This is a genomic window from Xanthomonas hortorum pv. pelargonii, from assembly GCF_024499015.1.
GTDB classification, from domain to species: domain Bacteria; phylum Pseudomonadota; class Gammaproteobacteria; order Xanthomonadales; family Xanthomonadaceae; genus Xanthomonas; species Xanthomonas hortorum_B.
In genome coordinates this window covers 4,737,200-4,763,413 of the sequence record NZ_CP098604.1, presented here as the reverse complement: position 1 = coordinate 4,763,413, position 26,214 = coordinate 4,737,200, and the positions used below count along the sequence as shown (strand labels likewise).

22 protein-coding genes and 3 tRNA genes are annotated in these 26,214 nt (G+C 63.4%); 5 read left to right on the top strand and 20 right to left on the bottom strand.

All coding sequences use genetic code 11. From position 1 onward, the window contains the following. Positions 1–32: 32 nt before the first annotated feature. Together NDY25_RS20410 and NDY25_RS20405 are read left to right on the top strand one after the other, a co-directional pair. Positions 33–109, top strand: a tRNA-Arg gene (locus NDY25_RS20410). Positions 110–204: 95 nt separating this feature from the next. After that, positions 205–281: transfer RNA gene (locus NDY25_RS20405), tRNA-Arg, on the top strand. Positions 282–417: 136 nt separating this feature from the next. On the opposite strand, the gene NDY25_RS20400 is transcribed toward NDY25_RS20405, so the two are convergent. After that, positions 418–1,410, bottom strand: coding sequence for a DedA family protein/thiosulfate sulfurtransferase GlpE (locus NDY25_RS20400; RefSeq protein ID WP_168957854.1), 993 nt, complete (start codon positions 1,408–1,410; stop codon positions 418–420). A 44-nt stretch (positions 1,411–1,454) separates the two neighbouring features. Then, positions 1,455–2,399, bottom strand: coding sequence for a LysR family transcriptional regulator (locus NDY25_RS20395; RefSeq protein WP_168957855.1), 945 nt, complete (start codon positions 2,397–2,399; stop codon positions 1,455–1,457). Positions 2,400–2,535: 136 nt separating this feature from the next. Between NDY25_RS20395 and NDY25_RS20390 the strand changes: the two genes are divergently transcribed. Next, the gene (locus tag NDY25_RS20390; RefSeq protein ID WP_168957856.1) at positions 2,536–3,237 is read left to right on the top strand and encodes a pirin family protein; all 702 of its coding nucleotides are present in this window, start codon (positions 2,536–2,538) and stop codon (positions 3,235–3,237) included. Positions 3,238–3,635: 398 nt separating this feature from the next. On the opposite strand, the gene NDY25_RS20385 is transcribed toward NDY25_RS20390, so the two are convergent. From NDY25_RS20385 to rlmE, 16 genes are all read right to left on the bottom strand, one after another. Further along, a complete protein-coding gene (locus NDY25_RS20385) occupies positions 3,636–5,582 on the bottom strand; it encodes a methyl-accepting chemotaxis protein (RefSeq protein ID WP_180336531.1) in 1,947 nt (648 codons plus the stop codon). A gap of 271 nt (positions 5,583–5,853) precedes the next feature. Next, positions 5,854–5,946, bottom strand: a tRNA-Ser gene (locus NDY25_RS20380). Positions 5,947–6,029: 83 nt separating this feature from the next. After that, a complete protein-coding gene (csrA, locus tag NDY25_RS20375; protein ID WP_003481884.1) occupies positions 6,030–6,242 on the bottom strand; it encodes a carbon storage regulator CsrA in 213 nt (70 codons plus the stop codon). 139 nt (positions 6,243–6,381) lie between these two features. Further along, positions 6,382–9,030 carry an alanine--tRNA ligase gene (gene alaS, locus NDY25_RS20370; protein ID WP_168957857.1) on the bottom strand — a complete coding sequence of 883 codons (2,649 nt, stop codon included), beginning with the start codon at positions 9,028–9,030 and terminating at the stop codon, positions 6,382–6,384. 100 nt (positions 9,031–9,130) lie between these two features. Continuing rightward, positions 9,131–9,619 carry a recombination regulator RecX gene (gene recX, locus NDY25_RS20365; protein WP_168957858.1) on the bottom strand — a complete coding sequence of 163 codons (489 nt, stop codon included), beginning with the start codon at positions 9,617–9,619 and terminating at the stop codon, positions 9,131–9,133. A 283-nt stretch (positions 9,620–9,902) separates the two neighbouring features. After that, entirely contained in the window at positions 9,903–10,937 is a 1,035-nt protein-coding gene (gene recA / locus NDY25_RS20360) for a recombinase RecA (protein ID WP_055828618.1), read from the bottom strand. 172 nt (positions 10,938–11,109) lie between these two features. Next, positions 11,110–11,751, bottom strand: a complete 642-nt coding sequence (gene lexA / locus NDY25_RS20355) for a transcriptional repressor LexA (protein ID WP_168957859.1) — start codon at positions 11,749–11,751, stop codon at positions 11,110–11,112. 109 nt (positions 11,752–11,860) lie between these two features. Further along, positions 11,861–13,537 carry a 2-polyprenylphenol 6-hydroxylase gene (ubiB, locus tag NDY25_RS20350; RefSeq protein WP_168957860.1) on the bottom strand — a complete coding sequence of 559 codons (1,677 nt, stop codon included), beginning with the start codon at positions 13,535–13,537 and terminating at the stop codon, positions 11,861–11,863. Positions 13,538–13,968: 431 nt separating this feature from the next. Next, positions 13,969–16,497 (bottom strand): TonB-dependent receptor, encoded by a 2,529-nt coding sequence (locus tag NDY25_RS20345; protein ID WP_233366422.1) that lies wholly within the window; start codon positions 16,495–16,497, stop codon positions 13,969–13,971. Positions 16,498–16,776: 279 nt separating this feature from the next. Further along, the gene (locus NDY25_RS20340) at positions 16,777–17,271 is read right to left on the bottom strand and encodes a CinA family protein (RefSeq protein ID WP_023903749.1); all 495 of its coding nucleotides are present in this window, start codon (positions 17,269–17,271) and stop codon (positions 16,777–16,779) included. A gap of 195 nt (positions 17,272–17,466) precedes the next feature. Then, positions 17,467–18,786 carry a ribosome rescue GTPase HflX gene (gene hflX / locus NDY25_RS20335; RefSeq protein WP_023903748.1) on the bottom strand — a complete coding sequence of 440 codons (1,320 nt, stop codon included), beginning with the start codon at positions 18,784–18,786 and terminating at the stop codon, positions 17,467–17,469. 11 nt (positions 18,787–18,797) lie between these two features. After that, on the bottom strand, positions 18,798–19,076 hold the full coding sequence (gene hfq, locus NDY25_RS20330; RefSeq protein ID WP_043889764.1) for an RNA chaperone Hfq: 279 nt from the start codon (positions 19,074–19,076) through the stop codon (positions 18,798–18,800). Between the two features lie 77 nt (positions 19,077–19,153). Then, positions 19,154–20,137 (bottom strand): tRNA (adenosine(37)-N6)-dimethylallyltransferase MiaA, encoded by a 984-nt coding sequence (miaA, locus tag NDY25_RS20325; protein WP_168957862.1) that lies wholly within the window; start codon positions 20,135–20,137, stop codon positions 19,154–19,156. Next, positions 20,137–21,039, bottom strand: coding sequence for a dihydropteroate synthase (gene folP, locus NDY25_RS20320; RefSeq protein ID WP_168957863.1), 903 nt, complete (start codon positions 21,037–21,039; stop codon positions 20,137–20,139). Before folP ends, miaA begins: the two co-directional genes overlap by 1 nt. A 209-nt stretch (positions 21,040–21,248) precedes the next feature. After that, complete coding sequence (ftsH, locus tag NDY25_RS20315) at positions 21,249–23,189, bottom strand: ATP-dependent zinc metalloprotease FtsH (protein ID WP_168957864.1); 1,941 nt, start codon at positions 23,187–23,189, stop codon at positions 21,249–21,251. Positions 23,190–23,250: 61 nt separating this feature from the next. Next, positions 23,251–23,883 carry a 23S rRNA (uridine(2552)-2'-O)-methyltransferase RlmE gene (gene rlmE / locus NDY25_RS20310; RefSeq protein ID WP_043889169.1) on the bottom strand — a complete coding sequence of 211 codons (633 nt, stop codon included), beginning with the start codon at positions 23,881–23,883 and terminating at the stop codon, positions 23,251–23,253. 65 nt (positions 23,884–23,948) lie between these two features. Between rlmE and yhbY the strand changes: the two genes are divergently transcribed. Together yhbY and NDY25_RS20300 are read left to right on the top strand one after the other, a co-directional pair. After that, positions 23,949–24,254, top strand: a complete 306-nt coding sequence (yhbY, locus tag NDY25_RS20305; RefSeq protein ID WP_006453307.1) for a ribosome assembly RNA-binding protein YhbY — start codon at positions 23,949–23,951, stop codon at positions 24,252–24,254. Positions 24,255–24,269: 15 nt separating this feature from the next. Beyond that, a complete protein-coding gene (locus NDY25_RS20300; RefSeq protein WP_016904007.1) occupies positions 24,270–24,650 on the top strand; it encodes an Mth938-like domain-containing protein in 381 nt (126 codons plus the stop codon). 169 nt (positions 24,651–24,819) lie between these two features. Here NDY25_RS20300 and NDY25_RS20295 read toward each other — a convergent pair whose 3' ends face one another. Beyond that, a complete protein-coding gene (locus NDY25_RS20295; protein ID WP_256627647.1) occupies positions 24,820–25,593 on the bottom strand; it encodes a peptidoglycan DD-metalloendopeptidase family protein in 774 nt (257 codons plus the stop codon). After that, positions 25,590–26,204, bottom strand: a complete 615-nt coding sequence (locus tag NDY25_RS20290) for a YqaA family protein (protein ID WP_006453310.1) — start codon at positions 26,202–26,204, stop codon at positions 25,590–25,592. The genes NDY25_RS20295 and NDY25_RS20290 overlap by 4 nt, the downstream gene beginning before the upstream one ends. Between the last annotated feature and the right edge of the window lie 10 nt (positions 26,205–26,214).

Here is a 26,214-nt window from a genome sequence, read left to right as displayed (position 1 = left end):
CCAGGCATCCGCATAATTCCGCTCCTGACGACGCGCCCGTAGCTCAGTTGGATAGAGTACCTGGCTACGAACCAGGCGGTCGGGAGTTCGAATCTCTCCGGGCGCACCATCATCAGAACAACAAAAAGACAGCATTGCATCGCTGTCTTTTTAGTTAAACGTCCGCTCGCATTGCGAAGGATGTGCAAGTCAAAACAAGATAATGCGCCCGTAGCTCAGTTGGATAGAGTACCTGGCTACGAACCAGGCGGTCGGGAGTTCGAATCTCTCCGGGCGCACCAATCTTGAAGAAAACGACCAGCTTGCTGGTCTTTTTTGCCTGTTGTCCGAGGCTGCACATGGCCGCTGCCAGGCAATCGCGCCATGCGCCATTATGTCGATTGCGAACGACCGAGTTCGCGCCTGTCGCAACCGCAATCAGGCTATCGCCCCGACGGCATCTGGCCCACCGACCACCGCCACCGGCAGCAGCGAGGTCACCGGATGCCCGGCATCGCGCCATGCATCCAGCCCGCCCAGCAGCGGACGCACATCGCGATAACCGCGCTCGCGCATTCGTCCCGCCAGCCACGCCGCCGACACCTCATCCGGACACGCGCAATAGATCACCACACTGCGATCGCGCGGCACGGTGGCCAGAATCTGTGCGAGCTGTCGCTCGTCGGCAAACACCGCGCCGGGAATCGTGTACGGCTGCAGATCGCGATATCCCGGTGCGCGGATATCCAGCACGGCAGGCCGCAGGCTCTCTTCGCCATCGAGCAAGGGCACCAGCTCGTCGACCGCAATGCGCGCATGCACCAGCGAACGCAGCAGGCTATGCCGTCGCCACCAGCGCCAACCGATGTAGCAGGCCAACAACACCGCCACCACGACAACCGCGCCCGACCCAAGCTCGGACAGAAACGCGAGTACGTCCTGCACCTGGTGGGCGAACAACGCTCCCAGGCCCAGACCGACCAACGCCCACAACGCTGCACCGAAGGCGTCGTAGCGCAGAAATGCCGTCGGGCGCACCCGCATTGCGCCGGCCATCGGCACCGAGACCATCGACAACCCCGGGACGAACTTGGCCACCGCCAATATCCGCACGCCCCAGCGCGAGAAGAACCGCTCGGTCTTTTTCATGCAGGTATCGCGCGACAGCGACAGCCGGCACAGCGACTGCAAGGTGCGATTACCGAAGCGGCGGCCGGCCAGATACCAGGCCAGATCGCCGAGCAGGCTCGCCAACACCGAAACGCCCAACGCCGCCAACCCGGCCAGCCATGCATCGCTGCCGCCGCGCAGCGCATAGCCGGCACCGACCAACACCAGCGTCGGCAACGCCGGCACCGGCAGCCCCAGCGACAACGCCAGCACGTTGGCGAATACCAGGGCCAATCCGTACTGTTCGATCAAGCCCTGCATGCGACGATCCTGCGCGACGACGAACGCGCATTATCCGCCCTTCCTCACGCACGCGACTGCCCGACAGCGACGGAACGATACGTCTCGGCAAGCGACTGCAACCAGCCATCGAACAGGCCCTCGCTGCGCAGGGCGCGCCGCCACCAGCCCAATGCCTCGCCCTCCTCGCCCGGCCGCCATGCCAGATAGAACGTCTCGTCGGGCTTGTGGGTTTCTACCTGCACCTCGCACAGCCGGCCGTCCTGCAGCGCACCGCGCGCATACGCCTCAGGCAGAAAGCCGTAGCCGGCGCCAGCCAGCTGCAACTGCAGCTTGGCCTGCATGTCCGGCACGGTGAGCACATCGCGCCCGGACAACAGACCCACGGTGCGCGGCAGCAACCGCCGCGCCGAATCCGCCACGGCGATCGCACGATGCTCGGCCAGCTCAGTCGCACCCAGCCTGCCGGCGCCCGCCAGCGGATGCGTGGAGGCCACCGCGAACACAAAACGCAGCGTACCGATCTGCTCGGCGACATAGCCACCACCACTCGGCCCCTCGCCCGCCGCGACGATCAGATCCACGCGCCGATCCAGTAGCGCCTCCCAACTGCCGGAGAGCGATTCGCTCACGACGCGCAGGCGCGTGCTATCGGCCACCGCGTAGAAGTCCAGGATCTGCGCCTGCAGCAGCGCAACCGGCAGGATCGCATCCAGCCCGATCGCAAAGTCCGACTCCCAACCTGACGCTACCCGACGCACCCGCACCTCCAGCTCCTGCGCGGCACGTAACAGATGCCGCCCCTCGCGCAACAACTCGCGCCCGGCCTGGGTCGGTGTCGCCTTCGGGCCGAACCGCTCGAACAGCTGCACCCCCAGATCGTCTTCGAGCTTTGACACCGTGTAGGAAATCGTCGACGGCACCTTGAACAGCACCTTGGCCGCGGCCGCAAACGAGCCCCGGCGGTCGATTGCATCCAGGATTTGCAGCGCTTCCAGGCTGATTTTCATTGTTCGATTTTTTCGATGATAGCGGCCAAATCTACTCGCTTTTTGTCTCCCGCACAGAGGCGGAGACTACGCATCAAGCCGCAGGGACACCGATTCACTCCCCGGCGCCATTCGAGATCTTCCAAGGAGAAGCAACATGTTGAATGTCCGCAAGAGCGAAACCCGTGGCCGCGCCGAGCATGGCTGGCTGTCCTCGCGCCACACCTTCTCCTTTGCCAGCTACCACGACCCGCGCCACATGGGCGTCGGCCCGCTGCGGGTGATCAACGAAGACAAGGTGCAGCCGGGCGAAGGTTTCGGCACCCACGCCCATCGCGACATGGAGATCATCTCCTACGTCCTGGATGGCGCGCTGGAGCACAAGGACAGCATGGGCACCGGCTCGGTGCTGCACTACGGCGATGTGCAGCGCATGAGCGCCGGCAGCGGCGTCAGCCACAGCGAGTTCAATCACTCGGCCAGCAAGCCAGTGCACTTCCTGCAGATCTGGGTGATGCCCGAGCGCAACGGTATCGAACCCAGCTACGAGGAAAAGCATTTCAATGCCGACAGCAAGCGCAATCAGCTGCGTCTGATCGCCTCGCCCGCTGGCGAAGCCGGCTCGCTGCGCCTGCACCAGGACGCACGCCTGTACGCCTCCATCCTCGACGGCGACGCGCGTCTGCAACACCCACTGGCTGAGGGCCGCATCGGTTACGTGCAGGTGGTGCGTGGCAGCCTGAGCGTCAACGGACAAGCACTGTCGGCTGGCGATGCGCTGCAGATCACCGCCGAGCCGGAACTCGTGCTGGCCGACGCACGCGACGCAGAAGTGCTGGTGTTCGATCTGCCGCAGTAAGCAGCAACGCGTGGCAGTGCGGCGCGCTGCAGTGAATCGGCGCGCCGCATGATCGCAGCTGGTTGGAACAGACAAAGCGCGCTCCTGGCGCAATGCAGTTCACTTGAAAAAACGGCACTTCCCGCGCGGGGAGCGCCGTTTTTTATTTGGATTGAAGAATGAGCCGATTGGAGATTATGCCGAGATGCAGGAGCCCTCGATCAGCTACCTCAGTGAACAGCATTAGGTTCTGGCGGTCTTTGTGGTGCGCGGATGTATCTGCTGGCGAGCGCTTTTAGTTTTGCGCAAACGTAGCGGCTGGCACGCGCGGCAACGATGCAACAACGAACGTGCGTGTCACCGCTTCAACGACGCCGCACAGCGAATGCACCAGACCTCCCACAGTCACGTGGCCTGAGTCACGCGGCCTGCGATTTGGCGAACGGCTCTGCGTGCGCATCCTTTAGTGCAGAAGACCCATCGGCATCGCCGTTGACCAATGCAAACAAGGCATCCGCATCGGCTTCGAGCACATGCGCCGAACGCGCCAGATCATCGACCATCCGCGCCTGATCGCGCGCCTGCACGCCAATGGATTGCAGCGCCGTGTTGGCGGTCGAAATATCCTGTGCCTGCTCCTGGCTGGCGGCGGCGATCTGCTCCACGGTTGCGGTCACACGCAGTACCGAGCCGACCATGTCCTGCATCACCACACCAGCCTGTTCGGCCAGGCGCGAACCATCGCCAACCTGATCGGTCGCATTGTCGATCAAGGAGCGAATCTCCTTGGCCGACACGCTGCAGCGCTGCGCCAGGCTACGCACCTCGGTCGCTACCACTGCAAACCCGCGGCCCTGCTCGCCGGCGCGCGCCGCTTCCACCGCCGCGTTGAGCGCCAGGATATTGGTCTGGAAGGCAATGCCGTCGATCACCTCGATGATCTGGCCGATGCGATCGGTCGCCGAACGAATGTTGGCGGTGGTCTTGACCACCTCGGCGATGACCTCGGCACCGCGTCGCGCAACATTGGCCGACTCTTCGGCCATGCGCTGCGCCGACCCCGCGCTCTCGGAATTGATGCGCACGGTCTCCGCCAGCTGATCGATGGTGGTCGAGGTCTGCGCCACTGCGGTGGACTGCGAGGATGCGCGGCTCACCAGTTCCTCATTGCTGATCGAAATATGGTGCGCCTCGCGCTGCACGTTCTGCGCGATGCTCATGGTCTGCCGCATCAACTCGCGCATGCGCTCGGCCGAGCGCACTTGATCGGTCACATCGGTAGCGTACTTGACCACCTTGTACGGCCGCCCGGAGACATCCAGGATCGGGTTGTAGGAGGCCTGGATCCACACCGCGCTGCCGTCCTTGCGCAGCCGGCGATAACGGCCCGCATCGAACTGCCCACGCGCCAGCTTCGCCCAGAAATTGCGGTACTCCTCGGAGGCGCCATACGCCGCATCCACGAACACGCGATGGTGCTGGCCGATCGCTTCGGCGGCCGGATATCCCAAAATCGCCAGGAAATTATCGTTGGCGCTCAGTACGCGCCCTTCCAGATCGAATTCGATCACGCCCATCACCTTGTCGATGGCCTGGATGCGGCCATCCGCATCGGCAGAATCGATCACCTGACGGGTCACCTCGGTGGCGTACTTGACCACCTTGTATGGACGCCCATGCTCATCGAGTACCGGGTTGTAGGACGCCTGGATCCACACATCCTGCCCATCCTTACCAACGCGCCTGTAGCGCCCCGCATCGAATGCGCCGCGCCCGAGCTTTTCCCAGAACGCGCGATAGGCCGCCGATTGGCGCGTGGACGCATCCACGAACATGCCGTGATGCTGGCCGCGGATCTCATCGAGCCGGTAACCCATCACCTGCAGAAAATTCTGGTTGGCCTCGAGCACGGTGCCATCCAGCGAAAACTCGATGACCGCCATGACCCTGTCGATCGCATCGATCCGCCCTTCGAAATCGGCGGTCTGGCGCACCTGCGCAGTGATGTCGGTGGCGTACTTCACCACGCGATAGGCGTTGCCGGATCGATCCAGCAGCGGGTTGTACGACGCGTTGATCCACACCTCGCGCCCGTGTTTGTCCAACCGGCAAAAGCGCCCGGCGTTGAAGTCGCCACGCCGCAGCGCCGCCCAGAACTGACGATAGCTTTCGCTGTCGCGATCACTGGCAGTCACGAACATGCGGTGATGCTGGCCGACTACCTCGTCCAGCCGATAGCCCATCAAGGACAGGAAGTTCTCGTTCGCATCCAGAATGCGGCCATCCAGATCGAACTCGATCACCGCCATCACCCGGTCCACCGCATTGGCCTTGTGCTGCAGCCCACGGCCCCAGAAAGAGAACAGGCGTCCAAGCAGTGGCGGTAGGCGCATCACGTTGAAGTCCGAGATATATGTCACGTGTTTAGCGACCTATACCGCAGTTACTTGAACCGCTTCATGCAGCACGTTTGAGGCGATTCAGATGCTGTCGCAACAACCAGATGCCTTATGCAGGATGCGGTGAGCCGACTGGCGGCAAGCATGCTGCGCAGCTCACCCAAAAGGGCTTGCAAAACCATGCCGCAATGCAAATAAAAACGCCCGCAAATCAAAGATCTGCGGGCGTTTAGAACACTGGCGGAGCGAGAGGGATTCGAACCCTCGATAGAGCTTTTGACCCTATACTCCCTTAGCAGGGGAGCCCCTTCAGCCGCTCGGGCATCGCTCCAGTTTTCACGTCCTGCCGCGTTGTCCGTGGCAGGCCGCGAAGAATACCGGGTAAGGGGGGCTAACGTAAACCCTTTGCGACAATCAATTCGAAGAATCGTCGCCGTGATGCGCGCCGGAAGCGACCGGCTCATCGCCACGCTGGATGCGCTGATAGATTTCTTCGCGATGCACAGCCACATCTTTCGGTGCGGTGATGCCAATGCGCACCTGATTACCCTTGACGCCGAGCACGGTAACAGTGACCGAGTCGCCGATCATCAAGGTTTCGCCTACCCGGCGAGTGAGGATCAACATTTTTCAAATCTCCTGGAACCGGTGGGTTTCCCACCAGCATCGACGGCCTCCTGATGAGACGCGTCTATAGGTAAAGGGAATAGACCGGAAATGGTAGCGGCAGATCCTGCCAGCCAGCAAGGCATGGCAGGACAAGTGTTCAGCCCAAGTGTTGCTTGACCCAGGAGTGCACGCCGTCAAGCGCGGTCGCAAGGGCGGGCCCGTCCTCGCCACCACCCTGGGCGAGATCCGGACGGCCACCGCCCTTGCCCCCGATCTGACTGGCGATATGGCCGAGGAGTTCCCCTGCCTTCACCTTGCCAGTTGGGCTACCGTTCACGCCGGCAACAAGCGCGACCTTGCCGGCTGATGCACCCGCCAGCACGATCACCGAATCGCCCAATTGCTGCTTCAGCCGATCCATTGCATCGCGCAGTGCCTTGGCGTCGAAGCCTTCCAGACGCACTGCGATGACCTTGACCCCTGCGACATCGACGGCGCTGGCGCCCAGATCTGCAGTCGCACCCGAGGCGAGCTTGGCCTTGAGTGATTCCAGCTCACGCTCCAGACGCTTCTGGCGCTCGGTGAGCGCGCGCACCTTGTCGACGACTTCAGTCGCATTGCCGCCGAGCAGATGAGCGGCCTCAAGCAGACGACGCTCTTCGTCGGCCACGTAGTCCAGCGCGCCCTGCCCGGTCACCGCTTCGATACGGCGCACGCCCGAAGACACGCCACCCTCGGAGGTAATCTTGAACAGGCCGATATCGCCAGTGCGGGTGACGTGGGTGCCTCCGCAGAGTTCGGTCGAATACCCACCCATCTTCAGCACACGCACGTTCTCGCCGTACTTCTCGCCAAACAACGCCATCGCACCGAAATCCAGCGCTTCCTGCATGGCCATGTTGTGCACCTCCACACTGTGGTTGGTGCGCACCTCGGCGTTGACCTTGCGTTCGATCACGGCGAGTTCTTCGGCAGTGATCGGCTGAAAATGCGAGAAGTCGAAACGCAGACGGTCCGGCGCGACCAACGAGCCCTTCTGCTGGACGTGCGTGCCCAACACTTCGCGCAAGGCCGCATGCAGCAGATGCGTGGCCGAGTGATTGAGGATGGTCTTGCCGCGACGCTGCACGTCGATCCCGCCGGACAGCACATCGCCCAGCGCAAGCGCACCTTCGGTGATGCGCCCCACATGACCATGGAACTGCCCGGCAAACTTCTGCGTATCGGCAATGTCGATGGAGACACCGGTCCCGCTCAGCTGACCGCTATCGCCGACCTGACCACCGGACTCGGCATAGAACGGTGTGCGGTCGGTGAACACGATGACCTCGTCACCGGCGTCGGCGCGTTCGACCGGACGGCCCTGCTTGAGCAACGCAACGACCTTGAGCGCATCGGCGTCGTAGGCTTCGTAGCCCAGAAACACTGTCGGCGACATCGTAGCGACCAGATCGGCCGGCAATGCGACGCCACCCCCGAACTTGCCTGCGGCACGCGCCGTCTCGCGCTGACGCTCCATGGCGAACTCGAAGCCCTCCATGTCCACACGCAAGCCGCGCTCGCGTGCGATGTCGGAGGTCAGATCGACCGGAAATCCGTAGGTGTCGAACAGACGGAATGCATCGGCACCGGGAATGACCTCCTGCGCGCGCGAAGCGACGTCGTCGAAGATCTTCATGCCGGCGTCCAGCGTTTCGGCAAAGCGCTCTTCCTCGGCAAGCAAGGCGCGCGCGACCGTCGCTTGAGCGACCACCAGCTCCGGATAGGCCTCACCCATCAACTCGACCAGGGTCGGCACCATCTTGCTGAAGAACGGCTGGCGCACACCGAGCATCCAGCCATGGCGCAGCGCACGCCGGATGATCCGGCGCAACACGTAACCGCGGCCTTCGTTGGAGGGCAGCACGCCATCGACAATCAGGAACGAACAGGCGCGAATGTGATCGGCGATCACCCGCAGCGACTTGTTTTCCAGATCGGCAACGCCGGTTAGCGCGCTGGCCTTGCCGATCAACGCCTGGAATACGTCAATTTCGTAATTGGTATGCACGTGCTGCAGGATCGCAGCGAGACGCTCCAGACCCATGCCGGTATCCACACACGGGGCCGGCAACGGAATCAAGGTGCCATCGGGCTGCCGATCGAACTGCATGAAGACCAGATTCCAGATCTCGATGAAGCGATCGCCATCCTCGTCCGGCGAACCCGGCGGACCACCGGCGATGTGATCACCATGGTCGAAGAAGATCTCGGTGCACGGGCCGCATGGACCGGTATCGGCCATCTGCCAGAAATTGTCGGAGGCATATGGCGCCCCCTTGTTGTCGCCGATGCGCACGATGCGGCTTTCCGGGATGCCGATCATGTCGCGCCACAGCGCGAAGGCTTCTTCGTCGGTGTGGTAGACCGTGACCAGCAGGCGGTCGGCCGGCAGCTTCCAGACCTGGGTCAGCAGCTCCCATGCCCAGCTGATGGCGTCCTTCTTGAAATAATCACCGAACGACCAGTTGCCCAGCATTTCGAAGAACGTGTGGTGGCGCGCGGTATAGCCCACCGAATCCAGATCGTTGTGCTTGCCGCCGGCACGCAGGCAGCGCTGCACGTCGGCAGCACGCACATAGCTGCGCTTTTCCGCGCCGAGAAAGACGTCCTTGAATTGGACCATGCCCGAGTTGGTGAACAGCAAGGTCGGGTCGTTGCCCGGCACCAGCGGTGCGGACGGCACGATGGTGTGGCCCTTGCCCTCGAAGAAGGCAAGGAAGTCACTACGGATCTGGGAAGTGCTGTATTTGGCAGGTGCGTTCATGTGCTGGCATTGGGCGGGCGGCGGTCCCGGTCACCCAATAAATGTGGGCGCAGACGAGCGGAACAACCTTAAACCACAAAGGGTAGCAGGCCTGGCGCCCTCAGTCCTCAAGGTCGAAGCGCGTGGCGCTACGAATGCTGTTGCCGTCAAAACCACGCCGGGCCAACAGATCGGCAGCCTTGCGCCGCTGCGGCAGATCCACTGGACCCTGCTCGCCGAACCGACGACGGATCAAATCGTGTGCGTTTTCGGTCCAATCGCCTTCAAAGGTCGCCATGGCAGCACTGATGGCCTCGCTATCCAGGCCATGGGTTCCGAGTTCGGCGCGAATATGCAGTGGACCGTAGCCCGAGCCTGCACGATTACGAACGACCGACGCCGCAAACCGGGTGTCGTCCTGCCAGCCTTCACCAGCGAGACGCTCGACGGCAGCCTCGGCAGCTTCCGGCTCTATGCCGCGTGCCAACAGCTTGCGGTTCAATTCCTTGCGCGAATGCTCGCGACGCACCAGCAATCCGAGTGCGCGTTGGACCGGTGTCTGCTCCTTGAACCGGCGTCCCCGCTTTGGCGCGGGCTCTTGCTCGTCCATCGTGAGGTGTCCTGAATCACCAAATCACTGCTCAACCAATGTGCCGTCCATGGCGCCTGCCCTCCTGGCCTTCGATAGATCTACCGCGAAGCGCGGCGGCACTGACTCCACCGTCCCCGCGATAGAAAAACATTGGAGCGACCATCAAAACCTGTTGCGCTGCTGTCAGGCAGGTGCGGCCAGTGTTAGAGACGAGCACCTACCACTCGTAGCCTGCGCTTCCTGCGCACCGCCCCATCTGTCTGACAGCTATCCGCTAGGTCCTTATGGCTGCTCTTATCGCTTATTCCTTCTCGGCGTCGTCGCCGGCTTCACGCGGCGCTTCGGCGGGCTGGAACTTTTCGCGCAGCTCGGCTTCCAGCTTGATCGCAACCTGCGGGTTGTCGCGCAGATAGGTACGCGCATTGTCCTTGCCCTGCCCGATGCGCTCTTCGCCATAGCTGTACCAGGCGCCAGCCTTCTCGACCAGCTTGGCTTCCACGCCCATGTCGATCAATTCGCCCTCGCGGCTGATGCCTTCGCCGTAGAGGATTTCAGTCACGACCTGCTTGAACGGAGGCGCCAGCTTGTTCTTGACCACCTTGATCTTGGTCTGGTTGCCGATGATTTCATCGCCCTTCTTGATCGCGCCGATACGGCGGATATCCAGACGCACCGAGGCATAGAACTTCAGCGCATTGCCGCCGGTGGTCACTTCCGGACTCTGGCCCGGCATCATCACGCCGATCTTGTGGCGCAGCTGGTTGATGAAGACCACCAGGGTATTGGAGCGCTTGATGTTGCCGGTCAGCTTGCGCAGCGCCTGGCTCATCAGACGTGCCTGCAGACCCGGCAGCTGGTCGCCCATCTCGCCTTCGATTTCCGCCTTCGGGGTCAGCGCGGCGACCGAGTCGATCACCACGATGTCCACCGAGCTCGAACGCACCAGCATGTCGGCGATTTCCAGCGCCTGCTCACCGGTATCGGGCTGCGACAGCAGCAGGTCGTCGACGTTGACGCCCAACTTGGCGGCATAGATCGGGTCCAGCGCATGCTCGGCATCGATAAAGGCTGCAGTGCCGCCCTTCTTCTGGCATTCGGCGATCGCCTGCAGGGTCAGAGTGGTCTTGCCCGATGCTTCCGGCCCGTAGATTTCGACCACACGGCCCTTGGGCAGACCACCGATGCCGAGTGCGATGTCCAGCATCAATGAACCGGTGGGAATGACTTCGACCGCCTCGATGGCGCGGTCGCCCATGCGCATGACCGAACCCTTGCCGAATTGCTTTTCGATCTGGCTCAGTGCTGCGGAAAGGGCGCGCTTTTTGTTCTCATCCATCTGGGTGATCCTTGTCAGTGATTTCGGTGTAGGGCGAATGTAGCGGCGGTGTATCGCACAGGCTGAGACTGGCGGCGACACACTCAGATTAGGGATGCGGGCATTGCGGTGGCAGCGGGAAATCCTGCGGTGCCGGCTCGGGAAAAAGCCAGCACGCCCATCGGCGCACTACTCAACGATTTGGCCTCAATAGCCCGCAATACAAGCCCTCGATCGCGAAATCCTGATCCGGCAACACTTCGATCGGCGCGTAGTCCGGGTTGCGCGGCAGCAGTCGAATCCGGTCCTTGCCGATTTTCAACAGTTTGACTGTGATCTCTTCATCGATCCGGGCGACCACGATCTGCCCCGAGCGCGCGTCACGGGTGCGATGCACACCGATCAGGTCGCCGTTGAAGATGCCTTCGTCGCGCATCGAATCGCCCTGCACTTTCAGCAGATAGTCCGGCGAGGGCGAGAAGAACACCCGATCCAGCACCACGAAGTCGTCCGAGCCGATATCCGCGCCGATCGGCAGGCCCGCTGCAACGCGGCCCAGCACTGGCAGGCGCAATACGTCATCGCGGACAGGCTCGCTGGCCGGCGGTGTGCGCGACTGCGCGCCCCGCCCGGCCAGACGGATGCCACGCGCTTGACCCGGAACACGACGGATCGCGCCCGCCTGCTCCAGCGCCTCCAGGTGATATTGCGCCGCACGCACACCCTTGAAGCCGAACGCACGCGCGATCTCGGTTTGCGAGGGCGGTACGCCATCGGCGTCGATGCGCTCGGCGATCAAGGCCAGGATTGCTTGCTGGGTATCGGTCAGTTCCATGGTTGGTAGTATTACTACTAACTGGCGCCCGCGCAACCGTTGATTGCAGCTTTGGTCTGCAACCCGACGAGCGGGTTGCAGACGGCAGCATTGGAGCCGAACGGCTGCGCTAGCGCCGGCTGCGCCAGATCGAGAACAGGATCCAGATACCGCACAGTGCCGCACCGATGAACCCGCCAACACCCAACGCCAGCAGCCAGCGACTGGCACTGCCGCCGACGCTGTTCATGACGATCGACGAGCCGATCACCAAGGCGGCAGTGACAATACCCATGGTGAGCCGATTGGCGGCGCGATCGACCTGCTCGCCGAACTCGCGCAACGCACGCGTTTCGACATGCAGTTGCAGCTTGCCGCGACGCGCGGCCTGCAGCAGCCGTTTGAGGTCGCGCGGCAGATCGCCAAGTAGATCGATCGCCCCGGTCACGGTACGCCGGCTGCGCCGCAACATCGCACTCGGTGCGTAACGCTGCAGTACCACGCGTTCAAGATACGGGCGCGCTTCGCTGGCCATATCGAAATCCGGATCGAGTTGGCGGCCCATGCCTTCGAGCGTGAGAAACGCCTTGATCATCAGCGCCAGATCCGAGGGCAACGTGAGCCCGTGATCGCGCAGGATGGAAGTGACATCGCCAAGCATTGCGCCGATGCGCAGTTCCTTCAACGGCACGCCACGATACTCGTCGACGAAGGCGCCGATGTCCTGCTGCAAGCGCGACTCATCGACATCCAGATTGGTGCCGGCCCATTCCAGCAGCACGTCGATGACCGCTTCGGCGTCGTAGCTCACCATGCCGTGCAGCAGTTGCGCGACCTGGAACCGGCGCTGTTCGGAGACGCGCCCGACCATCCCGAAGTCGATCACCGCGATGCGCCCGTCGCGCAGATAGAAAATGTTTCCCGGGTGCGGATCGGCATGGAAGCAGCCATCCTGCAGCACCATCTTGACCACGATGCCGGCACCGGTGCGTGCGAGCGCCTTGCGGTCCAGACCGGCGGCATCGACTGCGGCCAGATCGCGCCCGGGAATACCGTCGATGAACTCCTGCACGTTCAGCGAGTCGCAGGTCCACTCCCAATACACCTTCGGCACCACGACATTGGGGTCGTTGGCGAAGTTGGCGGCGATGCGTTCGGCATTGCGGCACTCGGCGGCGAAGTCGAGTTCGCGCCGCAGGGACACGGTGAACTGCTGCACGACTTCGGCGGGGCGATAGCGCTTCAGATCGGGGGCACGTGTTTCCACGATCTCCGTCAGCCGGGCAAGCAAGCGCAGATCCGCATCGATGGTGTCGCCAATGCCGGGGCGACGGATCTTCAACACCACCGGTGTGCCATCGGCGAGCCAGGCCCGATGCGTCTGCGCCAGCGATGCGGCAGCCAACGGGTGCTCGTCAAGGCGCGCGAAGATGCTCTCAGGCTCGGCGCCCAGCGCTGCAACCAGTTGCGGACGGATCTGCTCGAACGGCAGCGCGGGCACTGCGTTCTGCAGCTCGCTCAACTCTTCGATCCACTCCTGCGACAACAGGTCCACACGCGTGGCCAGTACCTGCCCCAGCTTGACGAAGGTTGGCCCGAGTTCTTCCAGGGCCCGCCGCACGCGCATTGCGGCGGACAGGCGCAAACGGCCCTCGGCGTTATGCCAGTGCAACAGCTTGCCGGCACGCTCGAGCACATCGGCCAAGCCAATGCGGCGCACCACATCGCCGAACCCGTAACGAATCAGGACCGCGGCGATTTCCTGCAGACGCCCTAGGTCACGAACGGTGCCGAGCGCTTCCCACATCAGTGCACCGCCTGTGCGTGTGCGGCAGCCAGGCGCTGCACGCGTGCAGGAGGTGCAGCGCGTTGCGGGTCGTCGAAGATCGACCGCATCGGAGCTGTGTTCCGAGACGATCCCTGCGCCATGCAGGCACCTGCATCATCACGCACGCGCGGGGTCATCGAGCGACCGGCAGATGTGTGTGCAGGCGGTTGAAAATAGGCGCCCGGGCGATCCAGAGACGCGAACCGTCTGCCAACTGCCTCTGGCATGGACGAAAACAACACAGGGGCGAAAATCAGATGCATCGGCACGCAGCTCAACAACGAGAGCTTGTTTGTAGCCGATCTGCATGACGATGTCGCGCCTCCCTCCACATCAGGCTTAGCCCACGTTAGATCGTGCTTGCTGTAACGCGTCCGTGTAACGCTGCCAGGACGTCAGGCGAAACAGGCTCAATAGCGCAGCCGCAACGTCACTCCATACGTGCGCGGCGCACCCAGAAACGCATTCCACGAACCAGCCTGGAGTGGCGCGTCGATGACGATCTGCCGATAGGTTTCATTGCCTAGATTTTCTGCCCATGCTTCCAGCAGCCAGCGCTTGTCGTTGGCGCCGATGCCCAGGCGCGCATTGAGCAAGGTGTAGCCCGGTTGCGATTTTTGCGGATCCAGATCCGAGCCTGCGTTGTATTCGGAGCTGTACTTGGCGCCGACGTTGAAACGGCCTGTGAGCCGGTTGCCAAGCGCGCGTTCGTAGGTCACCGACAGATTGGCCGACCACCGCGGCGCAAAACTCAAACGGCTGCCCGGCAGCAGCGCCAGATCCGCATCCGGTAAGAGATCGTCGCCATAGCGGGTGTCGGTATAGCTGAGCCCGCCTTGCAGCATCAGGCCAGGCACTGCGCCCTGCCACAGAATTTCGGCATCGATGCCGCGCGACACCACGGTGGGAATGGCACGCACCACAAAGCTGGTCCCCAGGAAGTTGTTGAGCTGAAAATCGCTGAAATCCTGATAGAACAGGGCTGCATTCAACAGCAGGTTGCCACCGAGCCAAGTGCTCTTGGCGCCAAGCTCGTAGCTGTCGACGAACTCGCCCGGGAACGCGGTGTCATCCACCGGCAGGATGCCCTGCACGCCGCTGGACAAGCCATCGGAGGACTGCACGCGATCCAGATTGAAACCGCCTGCCTTATAGCCACGCGCCGCCGACACATACGTCATCAGCGCATCGTTCCAGCGATACGCCAGCTTGGCGGTACCGGACCACTCGCGCTCGGTGCGTTGCTGCTCGGTCCGACGACCATCATGGGCGACATTGGCCCAAGGCAGACAGGTGAAGCCGATCACTTGCGGTGCGATCGTCGGCACCGCAGATGCGGGCACACCGCGCGCCACCAGCGCCGCACCGATCCGCCGTAATGCAGCCGGATCGACCTGGCCGCTAGGCGCGAAATAACTGGCACACGCCGGGCTTCCATCGGGATTCTGAAATGCCGATCGCAGCGTTTTGTTCTCGTAGGTGTAGCGCAACCCCACCACGACATCCAGCGCGTCGGTGGCGTGCCAGGTGTTGTTGGTGAACAGCGCGGCGCTGGTGCCATCCTGACGAAAGCGGTCCTGACTCCCCTGTCCACGGAACAGCGTGCCAACCGGCAGACCGGTGGCGTCGGCGAGAAAGCGCGTCGCATCCGCACGTGCGGCCAACGCCGGATTGACGCGTGCAAGCAGCACGCTGGACAGATACGGCTCGTAAGCACTGCCGAAGCGATAGGACTCGTTGCGATGCAGGGTTTCGTCTGCGTAAAACGCGCCGACCATCCAATCGAGACGCTCACCCGATCCAGCCAGGCGCAGCTCCTGACTGAAGGTCTTGAACCTGGTCAGCATCTCGTCCTCGCGCGGAGCGCGATAGAGAATGTCTGCAGCGCTGTAATCGAAATCCAGGCCGTTGACGGATTTCCAGTCGCGCACTGCGGTGATCGAAGTCAGCACCGCCTCGCTCAACCACGGGGTGGTCCAGTCCACCTGTGCCGAGATGCCCTTGTCCTGAATCTCCTGCGCGGTGCTGCGATTGCTGTAGGCACGCCTGCTGTGCGGGTCGGCACGCGCAGTGGTGCCCTGCCCGCCCGGCGTCAGCGCATCGATCAGCGCAGCGGTCGGCCCGCGCTCGGTGGTCACGGTGACGCAGCAATTTTCCTGGCGGCTGGTGTCGTCGGCCGCCAGATTGATGTCCAGATCATCGGTGGGCTCCCAAAGAAGCTGCACGCGCGCGGTGCGCAGATTCTGGTCGCCATCGTCGGTGGCGGTGCGCGGACCAGCGCCGGTGACCACCTGCTCGAATCCATCGCGACGCCGTCTGGCGGCATACACGCGTAATGCGCTGGTGTCGCCCAGCGCATCGTTGAAGGCGGCGGTAATCCCGAGCGCGCCAAAGTTGCCCGCGGTGATTTCGGCATCGGCACTGCGGGTAAAACTGGGCCGGCGCGTGACCACGTTGATGACACCGGCCGAGGTGTTCTTGCCGAACACGGTGCCTTGCGGGCCTTTCAACACTTCGATGCGCTCTAGCTCCCCCAGGTCGGCAAAGCTCACGCCGTTGCGCGCGCGGGCCACGCCATCGATGACCACACCCACCGAGGATTCGAGCCCGGCATTGTCGCCAACCGTGCCGATGCCGCGAATGCGCGCGGTGGTCTGGGCTGCACTTTGACTGCTGGTCACGATCAAGCCGGGCACCAGCATCTGCAGCTCCTTGATGTCGTGCACGCCGCTGTCCTGCAACAGCTGCTCGGGAAGCACCGAAAGCACCACCGGCACGTTCTGCAGCGATTCCTCGCGCTTTTGCGCAGTGACCTTGAGCGCTGCCAGCGTTGCCGGCTCCTTTGGATCTGGCTGCGCGATTGCCTGTGCACACAGCGGCGATACCTGCATGCCCGCAAAAAGTGCGAGCGCAAGCGCGGTGCAACGTTGCTGGTCCATGCCCATGTTTGTCCCCCGACAAAGCGCGCAGGCGATGCAGTACGGCGAGCGCCGCAGTTCGCGTGGCTTCACACCTTACCGGGTTAACGAGACTGAGCAACGCAGGTAACCGAACACGCGGAGCGCGTGACGAATGCGGCTATCGTTCGATACGCATTGGAGCAATGCGTTAAAACAATGCCACGCATCGTCAGGCGAGCATCGCGGCGTTGGCAATCACACTTGTGCGACACATCAGACAGCCAATGCACCAGAGCGGCTGGCGCGCAGATCACGCACCTATAGCAATGCGCTCAAACCGCGCAGCGCCGCAACCACGGTTTGCCGACGCACTGCATCGCGATCGCCGTTGAACTGGAACAGCTGCGCAGTGGCATAACCACCACGACGCTTCCAGCCGATCCACACCGTGCCGACCGGCTTGTCCTCGCTGCCGCCACCCGGCCCGGCAATGCCGGTCACCGCCACGGCGATGCTGGCGCCGGAATTGACCAGCGCACCGGAGACCATTTCGATCACCGTTTCGCGGCTGACCGCACCGTGCACTTCCAGCGTATGCGGCCGCACGCCGAGCAATGCCTGCTTGGCCTCGTAGCTGTAGGCGGCCATGCCGCAATCGAACCAGTGCGACGAACCCGCCACATCCGTCACCGCCTTGGCGATCCAGCCGCCGGTGCAGCTCTCGGCGGTGACCAGGCGCTCGCGCGCGGCAAGCAGTTGCTGACCAAGGGTTTCGGCCAACTGCTGCAGTTCGAAATCGGCGGACATGGACATAGGCAAGGGAATAAAGAGGCAGCGAACGTTTTAGCCCAATTCGTCCCATCTGTCTGCGGCGGCTGCAGAAACGGGACAGCCACGGCGTGGCAGAGGTTCAGTGGCGATATGCGCAAGGCAGGCGTACTGCTCGGCCCGCGCTGAATCGACTCAGGCGTTCTGCACAGTCGAGCCAACCCGACTGTGCAGTGCCGATCACGATTCCCAGTCTTCGCGGCGATCCGGCAGCATCGCGCGCAGCGGTGCGCCGTCTTCGCTGGCGGCGAGCCGCTCGGCTTCGACCATCGGCAGATCGACGTCCAGCAACCAGCCATCCTCGTCGGATTGCTCGTTACGCACCACTTCCAGCTGATGCAGCTTGGAACGCAAGCGCCCCGCCGACGGCGGCAGCCGCAGCTGTCCGGTCAGATGACGCAGATCCAGCCGCTGGCCGAGTGCGTGTTGCAACTCTTCCAACCCGCGTCCATCGCGCGCAGAGACCCACACGCGTTCGCGCCGCGCCTGGTCGGGGATGCCGTCCTGTGCATCGTGACGCACTTGCGCGCCCTCGATCTTGTCGATCTTGTTGAACACCAGCAGCTGCGGCAGATCGCCCGCGCCGACGGCATGCAACACCTCATCGACCTGGCGGATGCGTTCTTCGCGCAACGGGTCGGCTGCATCGACGATGTGCAACAACAGATCGGCGTCGCGTGCTTCGGACAGGGTCGAGCGGAACGCGGCGACCAGTTGGTGCGGCAGATCGCGTACGAAGCCGACCGTATCGGCCAGGATCGCACTGCCGCCCGGCAACGCGATGCGGCGCACGGTGGGATCGAGCGTGGCGAACAATTGATCGGCCACGTAGGCCTCGGCACCGGTCAACGCATTGAATAGCGTCGATTTGCCGGCGTTGGTATAGCCGACCAATGCAATGCGCGGCAATTCGCTGCGCATGCGCGCGCGGCGCATCTGGGTGCGCTGCACCTCGACCTTTTCCAGCCGCTGTTGCAACTGCTCTACGCGCTTCTGCAGCAGGCGGCGGTCGGTTTCCAGCTGTGTTTCGCCGGGGCCGCGCAGGCCGATCGCACCGCCGCGCTGGCGCTCCAGGTGGGTCCAGCCGCGCACCAGCCGGGTGGCCATGTGCCGCAACTGTGCCAGCTCCACCTGCAGCTTGCCCTCATGGCTGCGCGCACGTTGCGCGAAGATGTCCAGGATCAGCCCGGTGCGGTCGATCACGCGCCGCTCCAGGTAGCGTTCCAGATTGCGCTCCTGACCCGGCGACAAGGTGTGGTTGACCAGCACCAGATCCGCGCCGGTGGCTTCGGCAGCCGCCTTGACCTCTTCCAGCTTGCCGCTGCCGATCAGGGTCGATGGGCTCGGTTTGTCGATGCGCGCGGTGAGCGTGGCCGCGATCGTGGCGCCCGCCGACTTTGCAAGGTCGGCGAACTCCTCCAGCACATCCTCTTCGGCAGGCCCACCGGAGTGGGTCTGAATCAACAGCGCATGTTCACCCTTACGTGAGCGATCAAACACGCACTACTCCATTACTGCTCGACGTCGTCATCTTCCGCCTGGTTGCCTTCATTGGGTTGCACATAACCACCACCCGGTCCCACGCGCACATTGCGCGCCGGCACAACCGTGGAGATGGCGTGCTTGTAAACCATCTGACTCACGGTGTTGCGCAGTAGCACCACGAACTGGTCGAACGACTCGATCGTGCCCTGCAGCTTGATGCCGTTGACCAGATACACAGAGACCGGCACCCGCTCGCGCCGCAGCGCGTTGAGGAATGGATCCTGTAAAGATTGCCCCTTAGCCATCGAAAACTCCTCTTCATTATTGTTCTTATTGTCCCGGTCGACACCTGCCATCCCCAGCCGGCCCCGGAAACGGGATGTTACACGCCTGAAGCCTGCGGCACAGCGGGACGATGAGCGAGGAAGCCGACAAGTGCAGCTTCCAATTGATCGCGGTCACGCTCCGGATCGAACCAGCGCGCGTCGAGCTCGCCACGCAGCCAGGTGAGTTGCCGCTTGGCCAGTTGACGCGTCGCATGGATGGCTTTTCCGCGGAACTGCGCCAGGCTACCGGCGCCATCCAGATACTCCCAGGCCTGGCGATAACCGACCGCGCGGATCGCAGGCAGATCCAGCGGCGCGGCAACCGCGCGCAGTGGCGGCAGCGCGCGCAGACGCTCCACTTCTGCCAGAAAACCCTGCGCCAGCATGGCGTCCAGTCGCTGTTCGATCCGCGCATGCAGCACGGCGCGCTCGCGCGGCGCCAGCACCACCTTCAACACCCGCACCGGCAGGCGCGGGCCTGGCGGTAGCGCCTGCCAATAGCTGATCGGCCGCCCGCTGATGCGGTAGACCTCCAACGCCCGCTGGATACGCTGCGGGTCGGTGCTGTGGATCCGCGCAGCAGCGAACGGATCGACCTGCGCCAGTTGTGTATGCAGCGCGGCCCAACCGAGTTGTTCGGCTTCGGCTGCGATCGTCAAGCGAACCTGCGGATCGGCTTCGGGCAGCTGCGACAGCCCTTCCAGCAAGGCGCGAAAGTACAGTCCGGTGCCGCCGGCGAGAATCGGCAGCTTGCCGCGCGCTACGATCTGATCGATCGCCTGCCGTGCATCGCTGGCGAACTCCGCCGCCGAATAGATCTGCCAGGGATCGCGCAGATCGAGCAGATGATGCGGCACGGCTGCACGCATGGCGGCATCCGGCTTGGCCGCGCCGATCTCCAGCCCGCGATACACCAGTGCCGAATCGACGCTGACGATCTCGCCATTCCAGCGCTGCGCCGCTTCCAATGCCAACGCGGTCTTGCCGCTGGCGGTCGGGCCCATCAACGCGATCGCGAGCGGGCGTCGGTCGGCCGGCATCAGTCCTCGTCCGGCCAACGGATGGTCGGTACCGAAGGCGCACTTACACGCGGCACGGGAATCGCCGACATCGCGCTCCACACCTTCAAGGCATCCACGGTCGCGGCCACATCGTGCACGCGCAGCAACAGGGCGCCGTGCTGCGCGGCAATCAGGTGCGCGGCGATCGAACCGTATACGCGGTCTGCGGCAATCTCGCGCCCGGTCAACTCGCCGATGCTGCGCTTGCGCGACAGCCCTGCCAGCACCGGCAGGCCGAATTCCTGCAGGCGCTGCAGCTGTGCCAGCACGGTGAGGTTATGCGTGGTGGTCTTGTCGAAGCCGAAGCCGGGGTCGAGGATCAGGCGGCGTTTGTCGATGCCGGCCATTTCGGCCGCGAAGATGCGCTCGGCCAGAAAGCGGTGCACCTCGGCCACCACGTCGTCGTAATGCGGCGCGTCCTGCATGGCATGCGGTGCGCTGCGTGCGTGCATCAGCACCACCGGCACGCGTAATTCCGATGCAGCATCCAACGCGCCCGGCGAACGCAGCGCATAGACATCGTTGATCATGCCGGCGCCGGCTGCGACGGCCGCGCGCATCACCTCCGGCTTGTAGGTATCCACACTGATCGGCACGCCGGTCTGCTGCGCCAATGCCTGGATCACCGGAATCACGCGCTGCAGCTCTTCGTCCAGCGCGACCGGCGTCGCGCCAGGACGGGTGGATTCGCCACCGATATCCAGCACCGCAGCGCCCTCCTCGACCAGACGCAAGCCATGTGCGATGGCGGCCTCGCAGGTGGCGTGCTGGCCACCGTCGGAAAACGAATCGGGCGTGACATTGACGATGCCCATCACCTGCGGCGCATCCAGTCGCAGGATGCGACCGGCGCAATCCAGCTTGAGGGCGGTGTCGAACATCGTGGGGTTCTCCTGGAGCGGTTGCGATGGGTGGCGATTGGTGCGCACTACCGTGGCGCGCGTGTTTTGCGATCTGCCGAATGCATTATCAACCGACGCCGCCAAATGACCGAAGCCGGGAGCTGCGTTGGTCAGCGTCCAAACGCATCAAGGCCGGGAATCGCTCCCCGGCCTTGATGGATGCTGCTGCAGCTGACCGATGCGTAGCGTTACAGCTGCTCGGCTGGCCCGGCAATCGGCGGCAACGGACGCGGGCTGCCCTTGTCGTTGTTGTTGCTACCGTCCTTGTCGGACTTGGCCCAACCGGCCGGCGGCGGCGGCTCGCGGCCTTCCATGATGGCGTCGATCTGCGGCACGTCGATGGTTTCGTACTGCAGCAACAACTGCGACATCGCGTGCAGTTTGTCCAGGTTCTCGGTGAGGATCGCCTTGGTCTTGCTGTAGGCCTTGTCCAGGATCGACCGCACCACTTCGTCGATCATGCGCGCGGTTTCGTCGGAGACGTTCTTGTGCTGGGTTACCGAACGGCCCAGGAACACCTCGTCTTCTTCCTCGCCGTAGGCCACCGGGCCGAGTTCGTCGGACAAGCCCCACTTGGTGACCATGTTGCGCGCCATCTTGGTCGCACGCTCGATGTCGTTTGAGGCTCCGGTGGTGACCTTGTCGCCGCCGAAGATCAACTCCTCGGCAACACGGCCGCCATACAGCGAGCACAGCTGGGATTCGATCGCCACCCGGTTCATCGAGTAACGGTCGCCTTCCGGCAGATACATCGTCACGCCGAGGGCGCGACCACGCGGAATGATGGTGACCTTGTAGACCGGGTCGTGCTCGGGCACCAGACGGCCGACGATGGCATGGCCGGCTTCGTGGTACGCGGTCAGCGTCTTCTCGTCTTCGCTCATGGCCATCGAGCGACGCTCGGCGCCCATCAGGATCTTGTCGCGGGCACGGTCGAAGTGGTCCATACGGACTTCCTTCTCACTGCCGCGCGCCGCAAACAACGCCGCTTCGTTACACAGGTTGGCCAGATCGGCACCCGAGAAACCCGGCGTCCCGCGGGCGATGACCATCGGCACCACGTCGTCGGCCAGCGGCAGCTTGCGCATATGCACACGCAGAATCTGCTCGCGACCCTTGACGTCCGGCAACCCGACCACGACCTGTCGATCGAAACGGCCCGGACGCAGCAGCGCCGGATCCAGCACGTCGGGACGGTTGGTGGCCGCGATCACGATCACGCCTTCGCCGCCTTCAAAGCCGTCCATTTCGACCAGCAGCTGGTTCAAGGTCTGCTCGCGCTCGTCATGCCCGCCGCCGAGACCGGCACCGCGATGACGGCCCACCGCATCGATTTCGTCGATGAAGATGATGCACGGCGCGTGCTTCTTGGCCTGCTCGAACATGTCGCGCACACGGCTTGCGCCGACGCCGACAAACATTTCGACAAAGTCCGAACCGGAGATGCTGAAGAACGGCACCTTGGCTTCGCCGGCGATCGCGCGGGCCAGCAGCGTCTTGCCGGTACCCGGCGGGCCGACCATCAACACGCCGCGCGGAATCTTGCCGCCCAACTTGGTGAACTTGGTCGGGTCGCGCAGAAAGTCGACCAGCTCGCTGACTTCTTCCTTGGCCTCGTCGCAACCGGCGACGTCGGCAAACGTGATCTTGACCTGGTCTTCGCCCTGCAACTTGGCGCGCGATTTACCAAAACTCATCGCACCCTTGGCACCACCGCCACCACCCTGCATCTGGCGCATGATGAACAGCCAGAAGCCGATGATCAGGATGACCGGCAGGAAGTTGAGCACCAACGACCAGAAACCAGGGCCCGTGGAAGGCTTCTGGCGGGTCATTTCGATGTTCTTGCTGTACAGCACGTCGACCAGCTTATCGTCGCGCGGACCGTAGACGGTGGCTTCGCTGCCGTCGGTGCGCTTGAAGCGGATCGCGTTGACGGCCAGGTTGGTCTCATCGGTGTAATCCACCGACTTGACGCGACCGGAGTCCACTTCCTTCAGGAACTGGGTGTAGGTGATCGAGTCGGGGCCGACGCCGCCTGCCATCCGCGGCGAGAAGCTCTGGAAGACGACCATCAGCACAACCGCGACGACCACCCACAGCAGCAGATTCTTGGTCAAGTCGTTCATCCTCATTGGCTCCGGTGCCCTCTACTCTTCAAATTCTTGAAACACGGTGGTCATTGGCAGCTTACTTGATCTGGGCACGCTTGCCCTGACCGAGCGCATAAACTTCCGGGGAGCGCTTGCGCGAGGCCGCCGGTTTACGAATCGTCACCTTCTCATAGCGGCGGCGAAGCTCGCGAATGTAGTCGTCGGATCCAACACCCTGGAACAGCTTGATCAAAAATGCCCCACCCGTCTTGAGGTGGTTGTCGGCAAATTCCATCGCCAGTTCTGCCAGGTGCATCATCCGCGGTTGGTCGACCGCATCCATGCCACTCTTATTGGGGGCCATATCGGACAGAACAAGGTCCACCGGCACATCGCCCAACATCGCTTCGAATTCCGATAGGACGGCTTGTTCCCTGAAGTCGCCATGAAGGAACTCCACCCCGGCCAGCGGGGGCATCTCCAGGATATCCAGCGCCAGTACCCGGCCGGTGTCGCCGAGCGACCTGCGCACCTGTTGGCACCAGCCGCCAGGCGCGGCGCCCAGATCGACCACCACCATGTCCGGCTTGAGCAGGCGGTCGCGCTGGAGCAATTCCTCCAGCTTGTAGGCGGCACGCGAGCGCATGCCTTCGGCCTGAGCCTTCTTCACGTAAGGGTCGGCGAAGTGTTCCTTGAGCCAGCGCTGGCTGCTTTTACTGCGGGAGGGCATTGGCAAAGGGGTCCGAACGGGTCGCCATGATACCCTGAACACCCTTTGCTTCCCTTTGATCCTGCATGTCCATTGTTCTCACCTCCGCCCAGAACCGTTTCCTGCGCGGCCAGGCACACGATCTCAAAGCACTGCTGCAAACCGGCGGCAAAGGGGTCACGCCGGCATTTCTGGCCGAACTCGAGGAAGTGCTCGAGCGCCACGAACTGATCAAGGTGAAGGTGGCATCGGAGGATCGCGAGGCCCGCGACGCCATGATTGCCGACATTACTCAGAAGACCGGCAGCGCGCTGGTGCAGCGGATCGGCCATGTCGCCATTCTTTACCGCCCCAGCAAGGAAAAGCGCCAGATCGTGTTGCCGCGCGGCTGACCTGACGAGTTCGTTATGCCTTTAAGCCAGGAACATCCCGACTACACCTATGCGCTGCGCGCGGCCGATGGCCGCCACGCCAAGGTGAACGACCAGATTCTGCAGCGCAGTTTCATCCTGATGCCGGACGAGCTGGTGGAAGGCTGGCCGGTCTCCGGCCTGGAACAGCTCCAGGTCGCGCATATGGACGCGGTGCTGGCGCTCGCCCCGGCAGTGATCCTGCTCGGCACCGGCGAGCGGCAGCAGTTCCCGAAGACGGACGTGCTGGCAGCCTGCCTGACCCGCGGCATCGGCCTGGAAGCGATGACCAATGCGGCCGCGGCGCGCACCTACAACGTGCTGGCCAGCGAAGGCCGCCGGGTGGCGTTGGCGATGATTCTGGAAGGCCGGGATTAGGGGAGTCGGGATTGGGGATTCGCAACTGCGGGCTGGAGCAGATGTCGCTCTCACGCCAGCAGTAGCGACACCTCAAACAATTTCCCAGCCGCTGTCAGCGCCTTGTAAGCAGCGCTGACAGCCCAGCGCCGTTGCTTGCCGTTGCGAATCCCAAATCCCGAATCCCGAATCACTTCTTCGGCAAATACAGCAGCGGATCCACCGGCTTGCCGTTGTAGCGAATCTCGAAGTGCAGCATGTCGCGGGCGGCACCGCTGCGACCCATTTCGGCGATCTGCTGGCCGGCCTTCACGCTCTGGCCTTCGTTGAGCAGGCGCTTGCGGTTGTGCCCATAGGCGGACAGCCACTGATCGTTGTGCTTGATGATGATCAGCTCGCCGTAGCCGACCAGGCCGGCGCCGGAGTACACCACCACGCCATCGGCAGCCGCACGTACCGCCTGCCCGCTGGCACCGGCGATATCCACGCCTTGCTTGGTGGTCTCGCCGGCGACGAAGGTGCCGACCACCACGCCGTCGGCCGGCCAGCGCCACTGGAATCCACTACTCACAGGTGCAGTGATCGGTGCAGTCGGACGCGGCGGAACCACCGTGCCGGCCGTCGAAGTGCTGCTACCCGGCTTGCTGGCACCACCCGGATACAGCTTGAGCGTCTGGCCGGGATAGATGGTGTTCGGTGAAGACAGGCCGTTCCAGGCGGCCAGATCCGGCGCGGTGATATTGGTCCGGCGCGAAATGGCGTACAGCGTGTCGCCGCGCTGGACGGTGACGGTCGCACCTGGGCGCGGCACCGAGGGACGCGCAGCCGCAGACGGACGCGAAGACGACGAACCGCCGGCGCCGGGCGAACGCACCACCGTGGCGCTGCTGCAGGCGGTCAGCCCGATGGCGACCACGAGCATCACTGCTGTCTTACGTAACGAATTCATCTGCAACGTGCTCATCCGTTCATTGTCTTCCACACCAACCACCCTGCGCCCGCGGCCAGGACGGCCATGGCCACCCAGCCCAGCGGCTCGATCCAGCGATGCAGCGCTGCTTCGGCGCGTGCGCCACCCAACCGGATCGCGCCGGCCACCAGATACACGCGCTTGCCGCGCCCCACCAGCATGCTGGCGATGAAGGGCAGGATCGGCACACCGACCACGCCCGAGGCCCAGGTAAAGATCTTCAAAGGAATCGGGGTGAAACCCACCAGCACCAGTGCCCAGAAGGCCTTCCACGGCGACTCGGCCACCAGCGCGCGCAGCATCTCGATCTGCGCCTGGATCTTCACGCTCCAACCCAGCCATTCGATCACCGGCTGCAACGCGGCAAAGGCGAAATGGCCTAGCAGATAGCCGACCAGCGCGCCGCACACCGAGCCGATCAGGCTCAAGGTGGCGAACCACAACGCACGCTTGGGCTCGGCCAGCGACATCGGCGCCAGCATCACTTCCGGCGGCACTGGAAAGATGAAGCCCTCCACGAAGCTGAGACCGGTCAGCAGCGCGGGTGCGCGCCGATTGCGCGACCAACGAATGGCCACGTCGTACAACGGCCCGAAGATCTTCATCGAGGAACTC